General features: G+C 46.0%; 17 protein-coding genes. All 17 read left to right on the forward strand.

The genetic code is table 11. From position 1 onward, the window contains the following. Positions 1-236 precede the first annotated feature (236 nt). The 17 genes from NYE72_RS00285 (at position 237) to hslO (ending at position 17,552) form a co-directional block, all read left to right on the forward strand. On the forward strand, positions 237-509 hold the full coding sequence (locus NYE72_RS00285) for an HU family DNA-binding protein (RefSeq protein WP_036678778.1): 273 nt from the start codon (positions 237-239) through the stop codon (positions 507-509). Next, the gene (locus NYE72_RS00290; RefSeq protein WP_036678775.1) at positions 509-787 is read left to right on the forward strand and encodes an RNA-binding S4 domain-containing protein; all 279 of its coding nucleotides are present in this window, start codon (positions 509-511) and stop codon (positions 785-787) included. The genes NYE72_RS00285 and NYE72_RS00290 overlap by 1 nt, the downstream gene beginning before the upstream one ends. A gap of 157 nt (positions 788-944) precedes the next feature. Beyond that, on the forward strand, positions 945-1,229 hold the full coding sequence (gene yabP / locus NYE72_RS00295; RefSeq protein ID WP_036678773.1) for a sporulation protein YabP: 285 nt from the start codon (positions 945-947) through the stop codon (positions 1,227-1,229). Next, a complete protein-coding gene (gene yabQ, locus NYE72_RS00300; protein ID WP_036678771.1) occupies positions 1,226-1,789 on the forward strand; it encodes a spore cortex biosynthesis protein YabQ in 564 nt (187 codons plus the stop codon). Before yabP ends, yabQ begins: the two co-directional genes overlap by 4 nt. A gap of 24 nt (positions 1,790-1,813) precedes the next feature. Next, positions 1,814-2,149 carry a septum formation initiator family protein gene (locus NYE72_RS00305; RefSeq protein WP_036678769.1) on the forward strand — a complete coding sequence of 112 codons (336 nt, stop codon included), beginning with the start codon at positions 1,814-1,816 and terminating at the stop codon, positions 2,147-2,149. 124 nt (positions 2,150-2,273) lie between these two features. Continuing rightward, a complete protein-coding gene (locus tag NYE72_RS00310; RefSeq protein ID WP_036678766.1) occupies positions 2,274-2,774 on the forward strand; it encodes a S1 domain-containing RNA-binding protein in 501 nt (166 codons plus the stop codon). A 343-nt stretch (positions 2,775-3,117) separates the two neighbouring features. Then, positions 3,118-5,625 (forward strand): stage II sporulation protein E, encoded by a 2,508-nt coding sequence (gene spoIIE, locus NYE72_RS00315; protein WP_076099918.1) that lies wholly within the window; start codon positions 3,118-3,120, stop codon positions 5,623-5,625. 607 nt (positions 5,626-6,232) lie between these two features. Then, complete coding sequence (locus NYE72_RS00320) at positions 6,233-6,979, forward strand: VWA domain-containing protein (RefSeq protein ID WP_038568031.1); 747 nt, start codon at positions 6,233-6,235, stop codon at positions 6,977-6,979. Further along, on the forward strand, positions 6,963-7,907 hold the full coding sequence (locus NYE72_RS00325; RefSeq protein WP_094902328.1) for a serine/threonine protein kinase: 945 nt from the start codon (positions 6,963-6,965) through the stop codon (positions 7,905-7,907). The genes NYE72_RS00320 and NYE72_RS00325 overlap by 17 nt, the downstream gene beginning before the upstream one ends. A gap of 36 nt (positions 7,908-7,943) precedes the next feature. Continuing rightward, positions 7,944-9,386 (forward strand): tRNA lysidine(34) synthetase TilS, encoded by a 1,443-nt coding sequence (tilS, locus tag NYE72_RS00330; protein ID WP_038568032.1) that lies wholly within the window; start codon positions 7,944-7,946, stop codon positions 9,384-9,386. 46 nt (positions 9,387-9,432) lie between these two features. Beyond that, the gene (gene hpt / locus NYE72_RS00335; RefSeq protein WP_036678757.1) at positions 9,433-9,972 is read left to right on the forward strand and encodes a hypoxanthine phosphoribosyltransferase; all 540 of its coding nucleotides are present in this window, start codon (positions 9,433-9,435) and stop codon (positions 9,970-9,972) included. Positions 9,973-10,081: 109 nt separating this feature from the next. Beyond that, on the forward strand, positions 10,082-12,136 hold the full coding sequence (gene ftsH / locus NYE72_RS00340) for an ATP-dependent zinc metalloprotease FtsH (protein WP_038568034.1): 2,055 nt from the start codon (positions 10,082-10,084) through the stop codon (positions 12,134-12,136). A 259-nt stretch (positions 12,137-12,395) separates the two neighbouring features. Beyond that, positions 12,396-13,334 (forward strand): quinolinate synthase NadA, encoded by a 939-nt coding sequence (gene nadA, locus NYE72_RS00345; protein WP_036678753.1) that lies wholly within the window; start codon positions 12,396-12,398, stop codon positions 13,332-13,334. Positions 13,335-13,373: 39 nt separating this feature from the next. Beyond that, positions 13,374-14,990 (forward strand): L-aspartate oxidase, encoded by a 1,617-nt coding sequence (nadB, locus tag NYE72_RS00350; protein ID WP_036678750.1) that lies wholly within the window; start codon positions 13,374-13,376, stop codon positions 14,988-14,990. Further along, complete coding sequence (nadC, locus tag NYE72_RS00355) at positions 14,980-15,855, forward strand: carboxylating nicotinate-nucleotide diphosphorylase (protein ID WP_036678747.1); 876 nt, start codon at positions 14,980-14,982, stop codon at positions 15,853-15,855. Before nadB ends, nadC begins: the two co-directional genes overlap by 11 nt. After that, on the forward strand, positions 15,852-16,619 hold the full coding sequence (locus NYE72_RS00360) for a type III pantothenate kinase (protein ID WP_036678745.1): 768 nt from the start codon (positions 15,852-15,854) through the stop codon (positions 16,617-16,619). The genes nadC and NYE72_RS00360 overlap by 4 nt, the downstream gene beginning before the upstream one ends. Positions 16,620-16,667: 48 nt before the next feature. Next, on the forward strand, positions 16,668-17,552 hold the full coding sequence (hslO, locus tag NYE72_RS00365; protein WP_036678742.1) for an Hsp33 family molecular chaperone HslO: 885 nt from the start codon (positions 16,668-16,670) through the stop codon (positions 17,550-17,552). Positions 17,553-17,557: the final 5 nt, after the last annotated feature.

Genomic DNA, 17,557 nt, shown 5'->3' on the forward strand with positions numbered 1-17,557 from the left:
GAAAGTAGCATTCATCTCTGATTTAGATTATGGCGAGTAGTTTAATAGTGCTATAGAATAGATTCTGCGACGATTTCTGAGAAATAACTGTTTCTTTTTTTAAAAAACGACGATTCGTGGCAGGATTTTAAGATGACATCAAGAATATCATAAAGACGAAATGACGACTTGCCCCATAATATGGCGGTGAATCTCGTTTCATTTATTTTTTCGTATCCTAGGAGGAACTTTAAATTATGAACAAGACAGATTTGGTAAACAACATTTCCGAGAAAAACGGATTGGCAAAAAAAGATGTAGAAGCAGTATTGAACGGATTCTTGGGTGAGATCACAGAAGCTTTGGCAAAAGGCGATAAAGTCCAACTGATCGGTTTCGGTACATTCGAAACTCGCAAACGTGCAGGACGTACTGGTCGCAACCCGCAAACGGGCACAACGATTGAAATTCCAGAATCAACTGTACCGGCATTCAAAGCTGGTAACAAGCTTAAAGAAGCCGTTAACTAATGCGTCTTGACAAATTCCTGAAAGTGTCCCGATTAATCAAGCGCCGGACAGTGGCCAAGGATGTGTCCGAACAAGGCCGGGTGCTGATTAACGGGCGGGAATCTAAACCAAGTAGTGCAGTTAAGATCGGTGACGAGATTACTGTGCAATTTGGACAAAAGCTTGTAACGGTCAAAGTCGAAAAGCTAGTCGAAACGACGCGCAAGGACGAAGCCGCTGGTATGTATACTCTACTTCGGGAAGAGCCTGTTGCCAAAAGCAGCGGATTGGACTGGTAGGAGTAACATAATGAATAGTAAATAAGAAGGTGCAACTTTACATATTGTAGAGTTGCACCTTCTTTTTTCTTATTGTCTCTCTTATTTTAGTGGATTGGAATGTTCTATAACTTCTTCTACTGCCATAGATTAGAGGTAAGAAGGAGGGGTACATGCTATGATCGAGCCAGGAAAGGTAAATAAACAGCATGATCTGCACATGCGCAGTCGTAAACAGCTAGAGTTGACGGGCGTGCAAAATGTGGAGAGCTTTGATAGCGAGGAATTTTTGCTTCGTACAGAACTCGGCCATCTCACCATTCGCGGGAATCATTTACATATCAAAAATTTAAGTCTAGAGAATGGACTGTTGTCCTTGGAGGGCAATGTACATTCCCTGATTTATCTAGATCCCGGATCGCAGGGCAAAAATAAAGGTCTACTCGGTAAGCTATTTAAATGAATCCTGCAGTTCAGTGGCTGACGCTGTTCTACATGATATTGGCCGGGGTGACAATGGGACTGGCCTATGACAGCTACCGGGTGCTGTCGCTCAAGTTCAATTTTCCCAAATGGCTGAATGCCATGCTTGACCTGCTGTATTGGCTTTGTGCTGCTTTGTTTGTTTTTAGAATGCTCTATGCCGGAAATCAGGGGCAATTGCGATTTTATGTCTTTTTAGGTTTATTTCTAGGAATATGGATCTATTTTTTGATCTTCAGTGTTACGGTGCGGCGTTTTGTGTTAATGTTAATTCAATCGGTTCAGTATATGTGCAGATTGCTATGGAGACTTATGGAGATTATGATAGGTAAACCTCTTCGCTGGCTTTGGCGCCTTATTATAGGGTTGCTAGTGCTGCTAGGTCGTATTCTATTATTCATCCTTAAGCTTCTGCTGCGTCTAACGAAGCCAATTTGGGTATTACCTGTAAGGTGGATTTCTCCATGGTTATCACGGCTTAAGCATAGCGCCTGGATCGTGAAGATCACTGGATGGATTACCAAATGGCGGAAACGCTGACCTTTGAATTAGGGGGTACGCTGCATGAACAGATTCACTGCGGAAGAGAAAAGTAATCCTAGCAAAAATTCGGCCGCAGGCGCGAAGAGAAGAAGATTCATGTGGATTCTCTTTGTGGCAGTATTTTTTGGCTGGGCGGGTTATACTTACTTCAATCAAAGTGCAGTTATTGCGGACAAGGGCGAGCAACTCGCCAAGAAACAAAAGACTAGCGAGAGTGTCACGTCATCTTTGAATCAACTGAAATATGAAGTGTCCAGACTTAATGATGATGAGTATATTGGCCAATTAGCGCGTAAATGGTACAATATCTATCCTCAAGGGGAAACTCCTATTCGAACAGAGCAATCAGAGCAATAATACTGGCTAAAAGAGGCTTTTACTCTGTTGCCTTGCTTTGCTCTTTACTGTATAATCAAATCACCGCAGACAGGATGACCTTAATATTCGTCTGTATATTTTTAAGGGAGGATCATTTTATTCTATGGCAATTGAAGTGGGCACCAAGTTAGAAGGCAAAGTGACAGGCATCACGCATTTCGGAGCATTTGTGGATCTGTCAGGAGGTGTCACAGGTCTCGTTCACATCTCGGAAATCGCCGATAATTACGTCAAGGATGTTAACGATCATCTGAAGATTAGTGATGTAGTAACCGTCAAGGTGATCAACGTCGATAAGGACGGCAAGATCGGACTTTCCATTAAGCAGGCTGTTGACAAGCCAGCATCGGAAGTACGTCCGCCTAGAGCTCCAAGACCAGAACGTCCTAGCGGCGGAGACCGTTTCGGCGGCGGTGGCGGCAGTGGTGGAGGCGGCGGTGGATTCAATCGTGAACGGGGTGGGCGTCCATTTAAGCCTGCAGCCGGTAAACCTTCATTCGAGGATAAAATGTCGCGATTCCTGAAAGACAGCGAAGAACGGATATCTTCGATTAAGAAGAACACAGAAGGAAAGCGCGGAGGCCGTGGAGCCAAACGCGTATAATCCAATACCTGTACATCATAAATAACCGCAAGGGCATTTCGCCCTTGCGGTTTTTTTGTCGTGTCATATAAACTTGCCGACAGCATCCATGTCATTTTCACATAACTCTAGGGCAATCGCTGGCGAATGACCGCCAGGCTTGCGCCTAAAACTGCACTGGAATCAAGCTTGAGGAGAAGCAAACTACTGCGCCGCAAGGGATCGCTCTATTTTTTTAGGAATAATGAACAAAGGCTTTTTTGTCGGAAATTTCTTATGACTGTCCCTCCATTTCTGACAAACTTTCTCAAATGACCCGCTATATAATGAGAACCATAAATTCTTAAACGGGTGGTGTAGGGTAATGAGTAAAAGCAATGTGGTGAATTTGCCAGAGTGGACAAGAGTGGGAAGCGAAGATAAGAAGCAGAGACAAGCCTTAGGCACGCGTATTATAGCTTGGGGTCAGAAGCAGCGTTATATTCAGCTTATAACAGCGAAGAAGTGGATGCTTCTGTTAAGTTTTATGGGGTTTCTGCTAGGTAGAGCTATGATCCTGGACGAGCTGTCCCCTTTTGCTGTCGCATATTTTGCCGTCATTGTGTTTATGCGTCGAGACTCTATTTTACCTGTAGCGGGTGCTATTATAGCTGGAAGTCTCTTCACTCCGTTTCCGGGTGCCTTGGTTACTACGGCTGAACTGATTATCTTCTTTCTTGTTTATAGAGGGCTTGAAAGTTTCGAACGAATAGATTTGTCCTATGCACCCCTTATGGTATTCGTATCCTCGTTTATGGTTGGCCTGTTCAAGATTGTTCTCGGACCTTCTCTTTCCTGGTACCCCTTTATGATGACAACTCTGGATGCTTTACTTGGGTTTGTACTTACTCTTGTGTTCATTCAGGCACTTCCTCTACTAACTTACAAACAAAAGAGCAGATCGCTGAGGAATGAGGAGGTTTTATGCCTTATTATTCTGTTAGCCTCCGTAATGACAGGCCTTGTGGGATGGACCCTTAATGGTTTGTCATTAGAGCATATATTGTCTCGTTATTTAATTCTGCTCTTTGCCATGGCAGGGGGCGCTCCCCTCGGTGCAGCTGTTGGGGTGGTGACGGGGTTGATCCTTAGTCTGGCCGATATCAGTGCTATCTATCAGATGAGTCTGCTTGCTTTTTCCGGAATGCTAGCGGGAATGATGCAAGGTGGGCGAAAGGGTGCGGTATCTATTGGCATGCTGCTAGGATCAACGATCCTTTCCGTCTATTTTACGGGTCCGGGTGATATGATGGCCTCAACATGGGAGACCTGCGCAGCAGTAGTGCTGTTTCTAATAACGCCTAAAACGATGATATCAGCGATAGCAAAATATGTACCGGGCACGTCAGATCATAGCCGATCTCAACATGAATATGCCCGCAGGGTCAGGGATCTGACTGCAGAACGGGTCACTCAATTCTCACAGGTATTCCAACAGCTCTCCAGTAGCTTTGGTCAGATTCCACGTGCCGGAGAAGTGGGCAAATCGGATCGTGAAATGGAAGATTTTATGAATACGGTCACAGAAGGAGCCTGCGCTGGCTGCATTCGCCGTACTCACTGCTGGGATGCAAAATTCTATCAGACATATAGATACATGACAGATATGATGACAACTGTTGAGGAATGCCCTGATATTACGGCTGCTCAGCTGCCACCGGAATGGAGCCGTATTTGTGGCAAAACCGGTGAAGTGCTTGAGGTCATGAAGGGACAATATGATCTCTACCAACATGATATGCGGTGGAAAAGACAAATATACGATAGTCGGCAATTTGTTGCCGAGCAGCTGTCCGGCGTGTCACAGGTTATGGAAGACTTGGCCAAGGAAATTAAGCGTGAGGGGCAGGCCATGTATCGGCAGGAAGCGCAAATCCGCGAGGCTCTTGAGAAATTGGGACTGTCTATTCATGGCATTGAAATTTTAAGTCTGGACCCCGGACGCGTAGAAATAGAAGTAGTGCACGCTTATAATCGCGGTTTTGATGAATGCCGTAAAATGATTGCCCCACTCCTCTCCGACATTCTGGATGAGAATATTGCTGTCATGAGTGAGACGGCGGTTCATCCCCGGGAAGGACTCTCGATGGTTACCTTTGGTTCAGCCAAAGCCTTTGAGGTAAATACGGGTGTGGCAGTTGTTTCTAAAGGTGGAGATATGCTATCTGGCGATAGCTTCAGCACCGTAGAGCTTGGCAATGGCACCTTTGCAGTTTCCATCAGTGATGGAATGGGGAATGGTGAACGGGCAAGGATGGAGAGCAGTGCCGCACTCGGCATGTTAGAAAAGCTGCTGCAATCCGGAATGGATGAGAAGCTGGCTGTAAAGTCGGTCAACTCAATTCTTTTATTACGCTCCCCTGATGAATTCTATGCTACTGTCGACATGGCTTTAATCGATCAATATTCTGCGCAGACAACGTTTATGAAGATTGCTTCTGCACCAAGCTTTATCCGGAGGGGGAGTGAGGTCATTCCAATAACCTCTAGCAATCTGCCGATAGGAATCATTAAAGATATTGATGTGGATTTAATCAGTATGCAGCTTCGCCCCGGCGATATTTTAATTATGATGACCGATGGTATTTATGATGCGCCTGGATATGCCGTTAATAAGGAGATATGGATGAAACGGATGATCCAAGAGCTTGAGGGTGATGATCCTCAAGATTTAGCGGACAGCCTGTTGGAGAAAGTGATCCGTTACCAGGGCAATGAGATCCTTGATGACATGACTATTGTCGTCAGCCGTCTTGATCATTTCCATCCGGAATGGTCCAGCCTGCATATGCCGGGCATCGGCCGTATGGAGCGCCCGCGTACGGTAAGTTAGTTATTTTAGGTTTAGGTTTAGGTTTAGTAGGTTTTAATGTTGGGTACGCGCGAAGCGTCGTACTGCTTGTATAGTTTAAGGCACGCGTAAGATATCGTGCTGCTTGGGAGGCACGCGCGAAGCGTCGTGTTGCTTGTATAGTTTAAGGCACGCGTAAGATATCGTGCTGCTTGGGGCACGCGCGAAGCGCCGTGTTGCTTGTGGGTTTGTAGCACGCGTAAGGTGTCGTGCTGATGGAGGTATTCGAGGCGAGTCCGTGACATGTAACTCGCCGGCCTCTACTATTCTCGTTTCAATGGTCGGCTGACTTGGGACGGAATCTGTAGATCTAAACTGTTTACTAGTGAAGGTATGGAACGGAGAGAAAGTTTGGAGCTGTAGAAGCGGAGCGTTCGCCTTTGTCCTCGGATTCCAACCGCGAGAGGCGGTTCTAATCAAGGAATCTGAGGACAACAGCGATCGAAAGCCCAAACATTTCTCGTAGTTCCCCTATTCACTAACCCCCTCTGTTTTGATCTAGACTCCTCACTTAACATCGACCGTTTGAAATCTCTCATTTCTGGATATGCTAGAAACAGAGGTTCAAACAAAGGGGGAGTTGAGGGTTATGAAGCAAATTATGCTCATTACTGACGGTTGTTCGAATGTAGGAGAAAGTCCGGTGTTGGCAGCGGCGCATGCCCTGCAGGAGGGAATCACCGTAAATGTGGTCGGTGTAGTTGATTATGGTACGATCGGTGAAATCGGCAGCCGGGAGATTGCCGACATTGCCAAGGCCGGGGGAGGCCTTAGCCGAATAGTCGGAACACCACAACTGGCGCAGACGATTCAGATGATGACACGCAAGACCGTGGTTCAGACGATCCAGCAGGCGGTTAATAAAGAGGTAAAAAAGATACTAGGCGACGGCTCACTGGATCAGCTGCCTCCTGTTCAACGTTCACAGGTTGTTACAGTTGTAGATGAACTGACAGAAACAACGCCGCTGCGCATTGCACTCCTTATCGATGCCAGTGCCAGTATGAAGCCTAAACTGGGTGCTGTGGAAGATGCAATCCGCGATTTGGCACTCAGTTTAGAAGCACGGGAAGGCAAGAGTGAGATCGCTGTGTTTCATTTTCCCGGAAATAACAGCAGTGAAGATGCCAAGCTTGATCTAGATTGGACGCATGACATGTCAGGTATTCGTACGCTATTCTCTAAATTACACATGAGAGGCGCAACGCCGACTGGCCCAGCTATTTTCAAGGTGCTTGAACATTATCGTTATGATACACTGGATGAACATCGTGGACGCCGACTAAGCGATGACCACGACGAAAGAGAAGGGATGATTGGTGGGTATGTCGTCTAATCCGTCCTATCCTACTGGTACCTTAATTAACGGCAAATGGCGGGGTAACCGTTATGTCGTTGAGCGGATGCTGGGAAGGGGCGCGAACGGAACCGTATATCTTGTGCAAAGAGAAGGCAGACGGGAAAGGTACGCGCTAAAAATCGGATACGATACACTTGAACTTCAATCGGAGATCAATGTGCTGACCTCGCTGCAATCGCGACGAAAGCGGAATGAACATCGGGCTCGTCGTGAGAATCCATTGTCTTCTTATTTTTTGGAAGCGGATGATTTTGCGAATGGGGATAATATCCCCTTCTATGTGATGAGGTATGTTGAAGGCAAACCGCTGCATCATTTTTTATCGAAAAACGGTCCCGATTGGTTAGGCCTGGTAGGTCTTGGTCTGCTTGAAAAGCTGCGCACACTGCATGAATGTGGATTTGTGTTCGGTGATTTGAAGCCCGAGAACGTCATGGTATCGAAATACGGTGAAGTGGAACTGATCGACTTTGGGGGCACAAGCCCTATTGGTCGTAGTGTGAAGCAGTTTACCGAATGGCATGATCGTGGTTTCTGGAATGCGGGCAGTCGAATCAGCGATGAGGGTTACGATCTTTTCGCATTTGCTGTGCTGTGTCTTCGTTTGCTCAATGAAGAAGGGCTCAAAAAGGCAGCCTTACAGCTGCCGCAGACGAGAAGTGTGGACGAATTATTTAAGCTGGCTAGAAATTTACCCAATAAGAAACTATCCTCCTGGATTTGTATGGCGTTAAAAGGGGGGTTCTCAGGCTCTGCGGATGCTACTGAGGTCTGGCGAAACCATATTTATAACTCGCGCAGAAAGCGCCCGGATAGTATGGACACCCCCCGGTGGTTAAAAAATGCATTCGCATTGTCTTTGTTTTTGCTCGCCTTTACGATTTATTGGGTATTCCGTTTTTGAACTCATACATATAGTTGGAGAGAGAGGGGGGCGCATATGGAGCAAATGAATGGACTGGTGGAGTCTGTATTGGAGTCAGCAGCCGAGCATGAGCTGTGGGCGCCCCATGACACCATTGTAGTCGCAGTTTCCGGCGGCCCGGATTCTGTGGCTCTTTTGCATGTTTTACATGAAATATCTTTAAAATTTATACCGCTTACCTTAATATGTGCTCATGTGAATCATGGATTTAGGCCGGAGTCGAAGGAAGAGGCAGAGCTCGTACGTGGTATGGCTGAAGAACTGGGACTGCCCTTTGAGTTTGCGGAATTCGATATTCCCTCCTTGGCTAAAGAGAGTGGACTTGGTCCTGAGGGTACTGCACGTGAGAAGCGGTACGAATTTCTGATTGATACGGCACACCGATATGGGGCGCGTTCTGTTGCTCTGGCTCATCATGCTGATGATCAGGCAGAAACTGTAATTATGCGTCTATTACGCGGAAGTGGCTTATCTGGACTGTCGGGTATCAAGTGGAAAAGAACAGAAAAAAAGGTGGAACTCATTCGCCCATTCCTACGTATTAACAAAACAGCACTTTTAGGGTTATGCCAAAATGAAGGTTTCACTTATGCTGAGGATGCCACCAATCTGCTGACGAAATACAAGCGGAATGCCATTCGTTTGGAAGTTCTTCCTTTTCTGGAAAAGTATAATGGCAGAGTGAAGCAATCCCTCGTACAGCTTGCGGAAATTGCGGGAGCTGAAGATGAGTATATGGAGACGTCTGCGGCAAAATGCTTTGAAGAGCTAGTTTCGGAAGGGGATGGGAAATACACCTTTAACAGAGCTTCATTTGCTGCCATACCCTCCGCTTTACAACGGCGTTTGATTAAACTAATATTAAATTATCTGTCGGCGGATTTATCTGCCCTTGATTTCCCCAAGATCGAAACTGTACGTCGGGGAACGCTGCAGAGCTATCCCACCACCTGGAGCTTGGATTTGGGTGGAGGCCTGACTTGTGTGCGGCAATATGATAGTATCTTGTTCTCGTCCAAGCCCACGACGCCACAGGCAAGCTATACATATCGTCTGTTTTTACCGGACTCTAAGCTTAAATTGGAGGAAATAGGTAAGGTGATGTCGATGGCGGTACTGGAGAGAGAAAACTTTTTTGTACAGGGGGAGGATTATGGGAAGATGTCGGCTTGGTTTGACCGTGATGAACTGGTCTTTCCACTGACGATACGATCCCGATTGCCTGGAGATACCATAAGGATCATGGGATTAAACGGAAGCAAAAAGGTAAAAGATATTTATATTGATGATAAAATACCTGCTTCCGAACGGTCATTGATTCCCCTCGTTTGTGATGGTTTGGGCAATATCGTCTGGATTCCGGGCGTAAGACGCTCGATGCATGCCGCAGTAGGGCGGCACACGACCTCCGTACTTCTATTGTCTCTGGCAGAGCTGGATGACCGCGAAGAAACGTAATGGTCGAAGTAAGTCTTTCATAGTATAACTTAGGAGGTTTCGCAAGTTGCAAAACGATATTCAAGAAGTATTGATCACCGAAGAGGAACTTCAGCAGAAAATTAAGGAGCTCGGTCGAACACTGAGCGAAGAATACGCAGGTCGTACCCCTTTAGTCATTTGTGTACTAAAAGGTGCGTTTATATTTATGGCAGATTTGGTTAAAGCCATTACAGTACCTGTTGAGATGGATTTCATGGCAGTGTCCAGCTATGGAGCATCCACCAAGTCCTCTGGAGTAGTCAAAATTATTAAGGATTTGGATGTATCGGTAGAAGGCCGCGATATCTTGATCGTTGAAGATATTATTGACAGTGGTCTTACACTCAGCTATTTAATTGAGTTGCTCCGCAACCGGAATGCTGCTACTATCTCTGTGGTTACCTTGTTTGATAAACCATCAGGCCGCACTGTTAATCTTGAAGCCAGCTACACAGGCTTCGTGTTACCTGACGAATTTGTAGTAGGCTACGGATTGGATTATGCCGAGCGGTATCGGAACCTCCCATATGTTGGAGTACTGAAACCTGAGATTTATTCCAATTGAACTAAGGACTGCCTCGATCATACGGATCGGATACCCACAACTTCCTTTATTTGAGGTGTCCCAAGAGGCTATGGTACAATAACTTGAGTGTTGTGAGAGGAGGTAGGGGATGAATCGGTTCATCCGGAATTCTGGTTTTTATTTGATTTTATTTTTAGTCGTGGTGGGTATTGTCCAGTTTGTGAGCAATGGAAATGAAGCCGCCGATTTCCCTAGATACGACGAGTTACGGCAGGAGATCAAGAACAACAATGTGAAGGATTTGACGGTTCAGTTTGAGGGTAATGCCTTTCTGGTCACAGGCGAGTATAGAGAGCTGCCTGCCGATACTAAATCGAAAAGCTTCTCCACATATATTCCTCCTACAGATGCCGCTATCAATGAACTGATTCAAGCCAGTGATGTTAATGGGATTGAATTAACTCAGAAGAAAATGGAAGGTACCAGCATTTGGCTGACATTCCTTTCTTCAATTATCCCACTGGTAATTATGTTCATCTTGTTCTTCTTCCTGTTTAATCAGGCGCAAGGTGGCGGCGGTAAAGTCATGAATTTCGGCAAGAGCAAGGCTCGGTTATATAATGAAGAGAAGAAGAAAATCAGCTTTGAGGATGTTGCAGGGGCGGACGAAGAGAAGCAAGAGCTTGTCGAAGTCGTTGAGTTCCTGAAAGATCCACGCAAATTTGCAGCTGTCGGCGCACGTATTCCTAAGGGCGTATTGCTTGTAGGTCCTCCGGGAACAGGTAAAACATTGCTTGCCCGTGCGGTAGCAGGTGAAGCTGGCGTTCCTTTCTTTAGTATTTCCGGTTCTGACTTTGTGGAAATGTTCGTGGGTGTCGGTGCTTCTCGGGTACGTGATTTGTTCGAGAATGCTAAGAAGAATGCTCCATGTATTATCTTCATTGATGAAATTGATGCTGTGGGTCGTCAGCGTGGTGCCGGTCTTGGTGGCGGACATGACGAGCGTGAGCAGACGCTTAACCAATTGCTGGTTGAGATGGATGGATTCGGTGGTAACGAAGGCATTATTATTGTAGCGGCGACTAACCGCGCTGATATACTTGATCCGGCATTGCTTCGTCCAGGACGTTTTGACCGTCAAATTACGGTTGACCGTCCTGATGTGAAAGGCCGTGAAGCTGTACTTAAGGTGCACGCTCGTAACAAACCGCTTACGAAAGATGTAAGACTGGATGTTGTTGCTAAACGCACAACCGGATTCACAGGTGCTGATTTGGAGAATCTGCTGAATGAGGCAGCTTTGCTAGCTGCACGCCGTAACCGTAAAGATATTTCCATGATTGAAGTGGATGAAGCTATTGACCGTGTTATCGTAGGAACTGAGAAACGCAGCCGTGTGATCAGTGACCGCGAGAAACGTATTGTAGCTTATCATGAAGCAGGCCATACTATTGCTGGTTACTTCCTTGAGCACGCCGATATGGTGCATAAAGTTACTATTATCCCACGCGGACGTGCAGGCGGATACGTTATTATGCTTCCGAAGGAAGATCGGATGATCGTTACCAAGCAGGAGCTTTTAGATAAGGTTACTGGATTACTTGGTGGACGTGTTGCCGAAGAATTGTTTATTGGTGAGATCGGTACGGGTGCATACAGTGACTTCCAACAGGCTACGCGCATCGTGCGTGCCATGATTATGGAGTACGGTATGAGCGATAAGCTTGGACCTATGCAGTTCGGATCTTCTCAAGGTCAAGTATTCTTAGGTCGTGATATTGGGCATGAACAGAATTACAGTGACTCCATTGCTTATGAGATTGATCAGGAAATGCAGAACTTTATTACTTCGAGTTACGAACGTTGTAAAGATCTGTTGATCAAACACTCCAAAGAAATGCACTTGATTGCCAATACATTACTTGAGAAAGAAACACTTGAGCTTGATCAGATCACACAACTGATTGAACAAGGATTCCTTTCCGAGGATGGTAAACCAGAGGGTGGCGAAGGTGTTGCCCATGAAGTTGGCGAGCCTGTCATCGACAATATCGGTGATGTGCGAGTTCGCATTCAAGGCAAGCCTGAGGACGAACAGTCCACACTTCCTGACTTATCAAAGGATATCCCGAATAACCCTGATTCTGAGGGTAATGACGGTTCCGATGATGACAACAAAGGTGGGGGCACTAGCCTTACCTAATTGGGTCCACCATTCATATGATGTAAATTTATCCGGAGAACGTAACTGTTCTCCGGATTTTTTATTTTAATTTTTAAGGGATTCTATGCCTTAAAGCCTGTCCAGTTACATTGACAGGGGCTGGAACGTTGTGTACATTAGTGATTAATATTACTTACTATTTATATCAGCATGTTCATTTTTTCACCATGATGGCGCATGCCATTTGATAACATCATGTCGGCGAAAAGCCGCGAGGATTTAAGGGGGAGAACAATCGGTGGAAGCTCTGGCGCTTGAGCGCAAGCAGGAACAGAATCGAGAACTTCGTATACGTCTTGAACAGCTTAAAAAGGAACGAAACGCAATCATTTTAGCTCATTATTATCAGCGTGATGAAATTCAGGAGGTTGCCGATTTCCGGGGCGACTCTTTTTTACTCGCTCAGAAGGCTGCAGAGACAGATGCGGAAGTTATTGTATTCTGCGGTGTTCATTTCATGGGGGAAAGTGCAAAAATTTTAGCCCCGAACAAAACCGTCCTAATTCCTGATGAACGTGCAGGCTGTCCAATGGCAGATATGGTCAATGTAGACGGTTTACGTAAGCTAAAAGCTCAACATCCAAATGCTAAAGTAGTCACTTATATCAACTCGTCCGCCGAGATTAAAGCAGAAACCGATATTTGTTGTACCTCTGCTAATGCTGTGAAAGTAATCGAATCCCTTGACGCCGAAGAGATTATTTGGGTCCCAGATAAGAATCTTGGTCAATATGTACAAGATCAGACGGGCAAGAAGCTGATTATCTGGGAAGGTTATTGCAACACTCACGACATGTTGACCGTCAAAGATGTAGTAGAGATGAGAGCAAAATATCCAGATGCGGAATTTGTAGTTCATCCAGAGTGTCGTCCTGAAGTAGTGGCCATGGGTGACTATGTAGGCAGCACTACATCAATTCTGGAGTATTGCCGGAAATCGGATCGTAAGCAATTTATCGTTGGAACGGAAGATGGTACCGGATATCAGCTTCGTAAGGATAGTCCAGATAAAGAATTCCATTTTGCTACCAAATTTCTTGTTTGTCCTAATATGAAAGTTAATAATCTAAAAAAACTGGTGAAATGCCTGGAGACGATGAAGCCACAAATCTATGTACCGCCTGCTGTCGCCGACAAAGCCAGAACATCCCTAGAGCGCATGCTACAAGTCCGGTAGCATGCGCTACTCTTTCGTTGAAACAGGTGAAAAGCGGTCATGATTCCACAATATTTGGTTGATTTTGATCTTCGGGATATTCCTACGGTAAAGACAGATTGTATTGTTATTGGTTCAGGGATTGCCGGATTATTCACGGCTATTAAAGCCAGTGAAGATCGGCGTGTCATAATGATCACAAAGAAATCAGTAATGGAAAGTAATACTCGCTATGCACAGGGGGGGATCGCAGCTGTTATAGCTGAGGATGATTCCCCTGCATACCACCGGCAGGATACCTTAATGGCCGGTGCAGGTCTTTGCTCCTCAACAGCTGTCGATGCACTTGTTAATGAAGGGCCGGAAGGCGTTCATGAGTTAATTCGCTTAGGAACCCTGTTTGATAAGGAAGATGGGGTACTGGCTTTGACTCAGGAAGGAGCGCACAGCCACCGCCGTATTTTGCATGCAAATGGGGATGCTACTGGTTATGAGATTGTTCGTGCATTGGCGGAACAGGTAGCGGAACATGAGAATATTGAGGTCTGGGATGATCATTATGTTATCGATCTCATCACTGAAGGTGGCGAATGTGTAGGCGCATTATTGCAGCGGCCCGGTGGTGGACGGTTGTTCCTGCAAGGGGATGCGACCATTTTGTGCTCTGGTGGAGCAGGACAATTATATCGATACACTACCAACCCTGAGGTAGCTACAGGAGATGGTGTAGCGATCGCCTATCGCGCTGGTGCTCATATACGAGATATGGAATTTATTCAATTTCATCCTACAGCACTTAGTTACCCAGGAGCTCCTAGATTTTTAATCTCCGAAGCTGTGCGTGGGGAAGGAGCAGTCTTGCGCAATATTAATGGAGAGCGGTTCATGGAGCGTTATCATAACCTGCTTGAACTAGCCCCGCGGGATATTGTAGCGCGAGCTATTGTAAGTGAAATGGAACTTACTAAATCAACGTTCGTTTATTTGGATATTACACATGAATCTCCAGAGATGGTGAAGCATCGGTTTCCCACAATATATGAGACATGTATGGGCTATGGACTGGATATTACAAGTGATTGGATTCCAGTGGCTCCTGCTGCGCATTATATGATGGGGGGGATTAAGACCGATCTGAATGGAGAGAGTACCGTCCCGCGTCTGTTTGCTTGCGGAGAGGTTTCCTCCACAGGCCTGCATGGCGCTAACCGTTTAGCTAGTAATTCTTTATCTGAGGCCATTGTATTTGGACAGCGTATTATTGATCGGATTCATGAGCTTTCCCCGCTGGACCGTGATATTTTATCGGTTATCAGTAACGAGGGCCGTGTAGATTCGCCAACTCAAGCTATTGTGGAACGTCGTTTGAAGCTACAGAAGGTAATGGTTCGATATGCCGGACTACGTCGTAACGAAGAGATGTTACTTAAAGGATTAGATGAATTAAAACGACAGCTGCCAATCTTTGGATCAGCTTTGTCCAAACGTGAGGAATATGAATTTGCTAATATGCTGACCTGCTGTTTGCTTGTGACAGAGTCTGCTCTGGCACGGGAAGAGAGCCGTGGGGCGCATTACCGTGAGGATTATCCGCAGCGGGATGATGATCAGTGGCGTAAGCACCTGCTTCAAATTCGCGAACTGGGAATAGTGGAGGAATTAAGCGATGATGTTTAATGGTTACAATGAAGAACTAGTACAATCTATCAAGGCTTGGTTGCGGGAAGATGTTGGTTCCGGAGATGTAACCACGCAGATGACGATTCCAGTGGGCCATGAGTCCAAAGGGATTATTCATGCCAAGGAAGATGGGATAATTTGTGGCATCCCAATTGCAGAGCTGGTCTTTGAAATTGTGGATCCGGCGCTTAGTTTTACAGCCCTTGTCGAAGAAGGTCAAGCTGTAACCAAAGGGACTGTAATTATTGAGGTTGAGGGCAGCACACATGCGATTCTAACAGGTGAGCGGCTTGCGCTTAACTTGATGCAGCGTCTTTCGGGTGTGGCATCACGTACAGCTTCTTTCGTGCAGGTGCTGGAGGGATTACCGACTCGCTTAGTGGATACACGTAAGACAACACCAGGTCACCGGATGCTGGAGAAATATGCTGTTCGTATTGGTGGAGGCTTTAATCACCGTTTTGGCTTATATGATGCAGTTATGATCAAGGATAATCATATCAAAGGCGCGGGTGGTATTCGGCAGGCTGTAGGTCGTGCTCGGAAGAACATCCCGCATACGATGAGCATCGAAGTGGAGACCGAAAATTTAGAGCAAGTCGAAGAGGCGCTGGCAGCAGGTGCCGACATTATAATGCTCGATAACATGTCTAACGATATGATGAAGCAAGCCGTGGCTAGGATTAAATCCCAAGCTCCGCATGTTAAGACAGAGGCTTCTGGAAATGTATCGTTAGAAACCGTACGCGGGATTGCTGAAACGGGTGTGGATGTGATTTCTGTCGGGCGCCTTACGTACTCCTTCTCCAGTCTGGATATCAGTCTAGACCTTAATGCTAAGAAGGAAGGGCCTTTGTCATGATGCTTGCTGTCGATATCGGTAATACCAATATTGTTCTCGGTGTATATAGAAAACGCGAATTGCTGCATCATTTTCGGCTAAGCACTGCGCGCCAATCGACCGTGGATGAATATGGAGTAATGATACACAATCTTTTTCACATGTCAGGTATATCTGTCAAAGACGTTGAAGGTGTAATTATATCTTCGGTTGTTCCACCACTGGTTAAGACTATTGAGGATATGTGTATTAAATATATAGGGAAAGACCCATTGATTGTTGGACCAGGGATTAAGACGGGGCTTAACTTACGTTATGAGAATCCGCGTGAAATTGGCGCAGACCGGATTGTTAATGCAGTTGCTGCGATTGAACAATACAAATGTCCACTTGTGGTTGTTGATTTTGGTACGGCTACGACTTTTGATTGCATTGATGCAGGTGCTAATTATCTTGGTGGCGCGATAGTTCCTGGTCTAGGCATTTCAACAGAGGCATTATACCAGCGGGCATCTAAGCTGCCGCGAATTGAATTGGAGAAGCCTAAAAAGGTCATCGGGCGTAATACGGTGCATGCGATGCAGGCCGGAATTATTTTTGGCTATGCGGGTCAGGTTGAGGGCATCGTTAAACGAATTAAAGTCGAGATGAACGCTCCCGAACTGAAGGTTATTTCGACCGGAGGCCTCGCCTCGCTAATTGCGGGTGAAACGGACTGTATTGATGAAGTAAATCCTATGTTAACGCTAGAAGGATTAAGAATTATTTACGATCGTAACCAATAAAGATAAAGAAGCCTAAAAAGGCGAAGAGATAGGAGGGCTATGCACCCAATGGAAAAAAAGAAGGATCGACTAATCCGCGGCACGGCTCTTAATGGTAAAGTGAGAGCGTTTGCTGTCCGCACAACTGAATTGGTTGAAGAACTGAGACGCAGACACGATACGTATCCAACGGCTACAGCCGCAATGGGACGTACAGTTACCGCTGCAGCCATGATGGGCGCTATGCTCAAGGGTAGTGAGAAGCTGAGTATTATGGTTAAAGGGAATGGACCGATCGGACAAATCGTTGCAGAATCCAATGCATTGGGAGAAGTGCGTGGTTATGTGCATAATCCACACATTCATTTACCGAGCAATAGTATGGGCAAACTGGATGTAGCTGGAGCGGTGGGAACTGAAGGGTTCATTGATGTTATAAAAGATTTAGGCATGAAAGAGCCGTACCGAGGTAGTATTCCTATTATCTCCGGGGAGCTTGGCGATGATTTTACTTATTATTTTGCGGTTTCTGAGCAAACTCCAGCTGCGGTTGGCCTAGGTGTATTGGTAGATACCGATGAGTCGGTAATTGTGGCTGGAGGGTTTATTGTTCAACTTCTTCCTGGTCTGACAGATGCGGAGATTACTGAGATTGAAAAAGCTGTAGGGGCGATGCCTTCTGTAACAGCACTTCTCGATCAGGGGCTGGAGCCAGAAGAAATGCTGCGCTACCTTTTGCCGGATGCAGTGGTTATGGATGAACTGGATATTAACTTTGCTTGTCAGTGTTCGCGTGAGCGGGTAGAGCAGACATTGGTTAGCTTAGGGCGGGATGAACTGGAGAGATTAATTGCAGAAGATGAACAGGCTGAAGTCGTATGCCATTTTTGCAATGAGGCTTATGTTTTCAATAAGGACGATTTACAGGTCATTTTAGAACAAGCGAATTCGTAGGGCAT

Source organism: Paenibacillus sp. FSL L8-0333 (assembly GCF_037965665.1).
Classification (GTDB): Bacteria; Bacillota; Bacilli; order Paenibacillales; family Paenibacillaceae; genus Paenibacillus_AQ; species Paenibacillus_AQ odorifer.

Coding starts and splice junctions, on each gene's coding strand:
- NYE72_RS00285 (WP_036678778.1), top strand. CDS start 237: ATGAACAAGACAGATTTGGTAAACAACATTTCCGAGAAAAACGGATTG.
- NYE72_RS00290 (WP_036678775.1), top strand. CDS start 509: ATGCGTCTTGACAAATTCCTGAAAGTGTCCCGATTAATCAAGCGCCGG.
- yabP (WP_036678773.1), top strand. CDS start 945: ATGATCGAGCCAGGAAAGGTAAATAAACAGCATGATCTGCACATGCGC.
- yabQ (WP_036678771.1), top strand. CDS start 1,226: ATGAATCCTGCAGTTCAGTGGCTGACGCTGTTCTACATGATATTGGCC.
- NYE72_RS00305 (WP_036678769.1), top strand. CDS start 1,814: ATGAACAGATTCACTGCGGAAGAGAAAAGTAATCCTAGCAAAAATTCG.
- NYE72_RS00310 (WP_036678766.1), top strand. CDS start 2,274: ATGGCAATTGAAGTGGGCACCAAGTTAGAAGGCAAAGTGACAGGCATC.
- spoIIE (WP_076099918.1), top strand. CDS start 3,118: ATGAGTAAAAGCAATGTGGTGAATTTGCCAGAGTGGACAAGAGTGGGA.
- NYE72_RS00320 (WP_038568031.1), top strand. CDS start 6,233: ATGAAGCAAATTATGCTCATTACTGACGGTTGTTCGAATGTAGGAGAA.
- tilS (WP_038568032.1), top strand. CDS start 7,944: ATGGAGCAAATGAATGGACTGGTGGAGTCTGTATTGGAGTCAGCAGCC.
- ftsH (WP_038568034.1), top strand. CDS start 10,082: ATGAATCGGTTCATCCGGAATTCTGGTTTTTATTTGATTTTATTTTTA.
- nadB (WP_036678750.1), top strand. CDS start 13,374: ATGATTCCACAATATTTGGTTGATTTTGATCTTCGGGATATTCCTACG.
- nadC (WP_036678747.1), top strand. CDS start 14,980: ATGATGTTTAATGGTTACAATGAAGAACTAGTACAATCTATCAAGGCT.
- NYE72_RS00360 (WP_036678745.1), top strand. CDS start 15,852: ATGATGCTTGCTGTCGATATCGGTAATACCAATATTGTTCTCGGTGTA.
- hslO (WP_036678742.1), top strand. CDS start 16,668: ATGGAAAAAAAGAAGGATCGACTAATCCGCGGCACGGCTCTTAATGGT.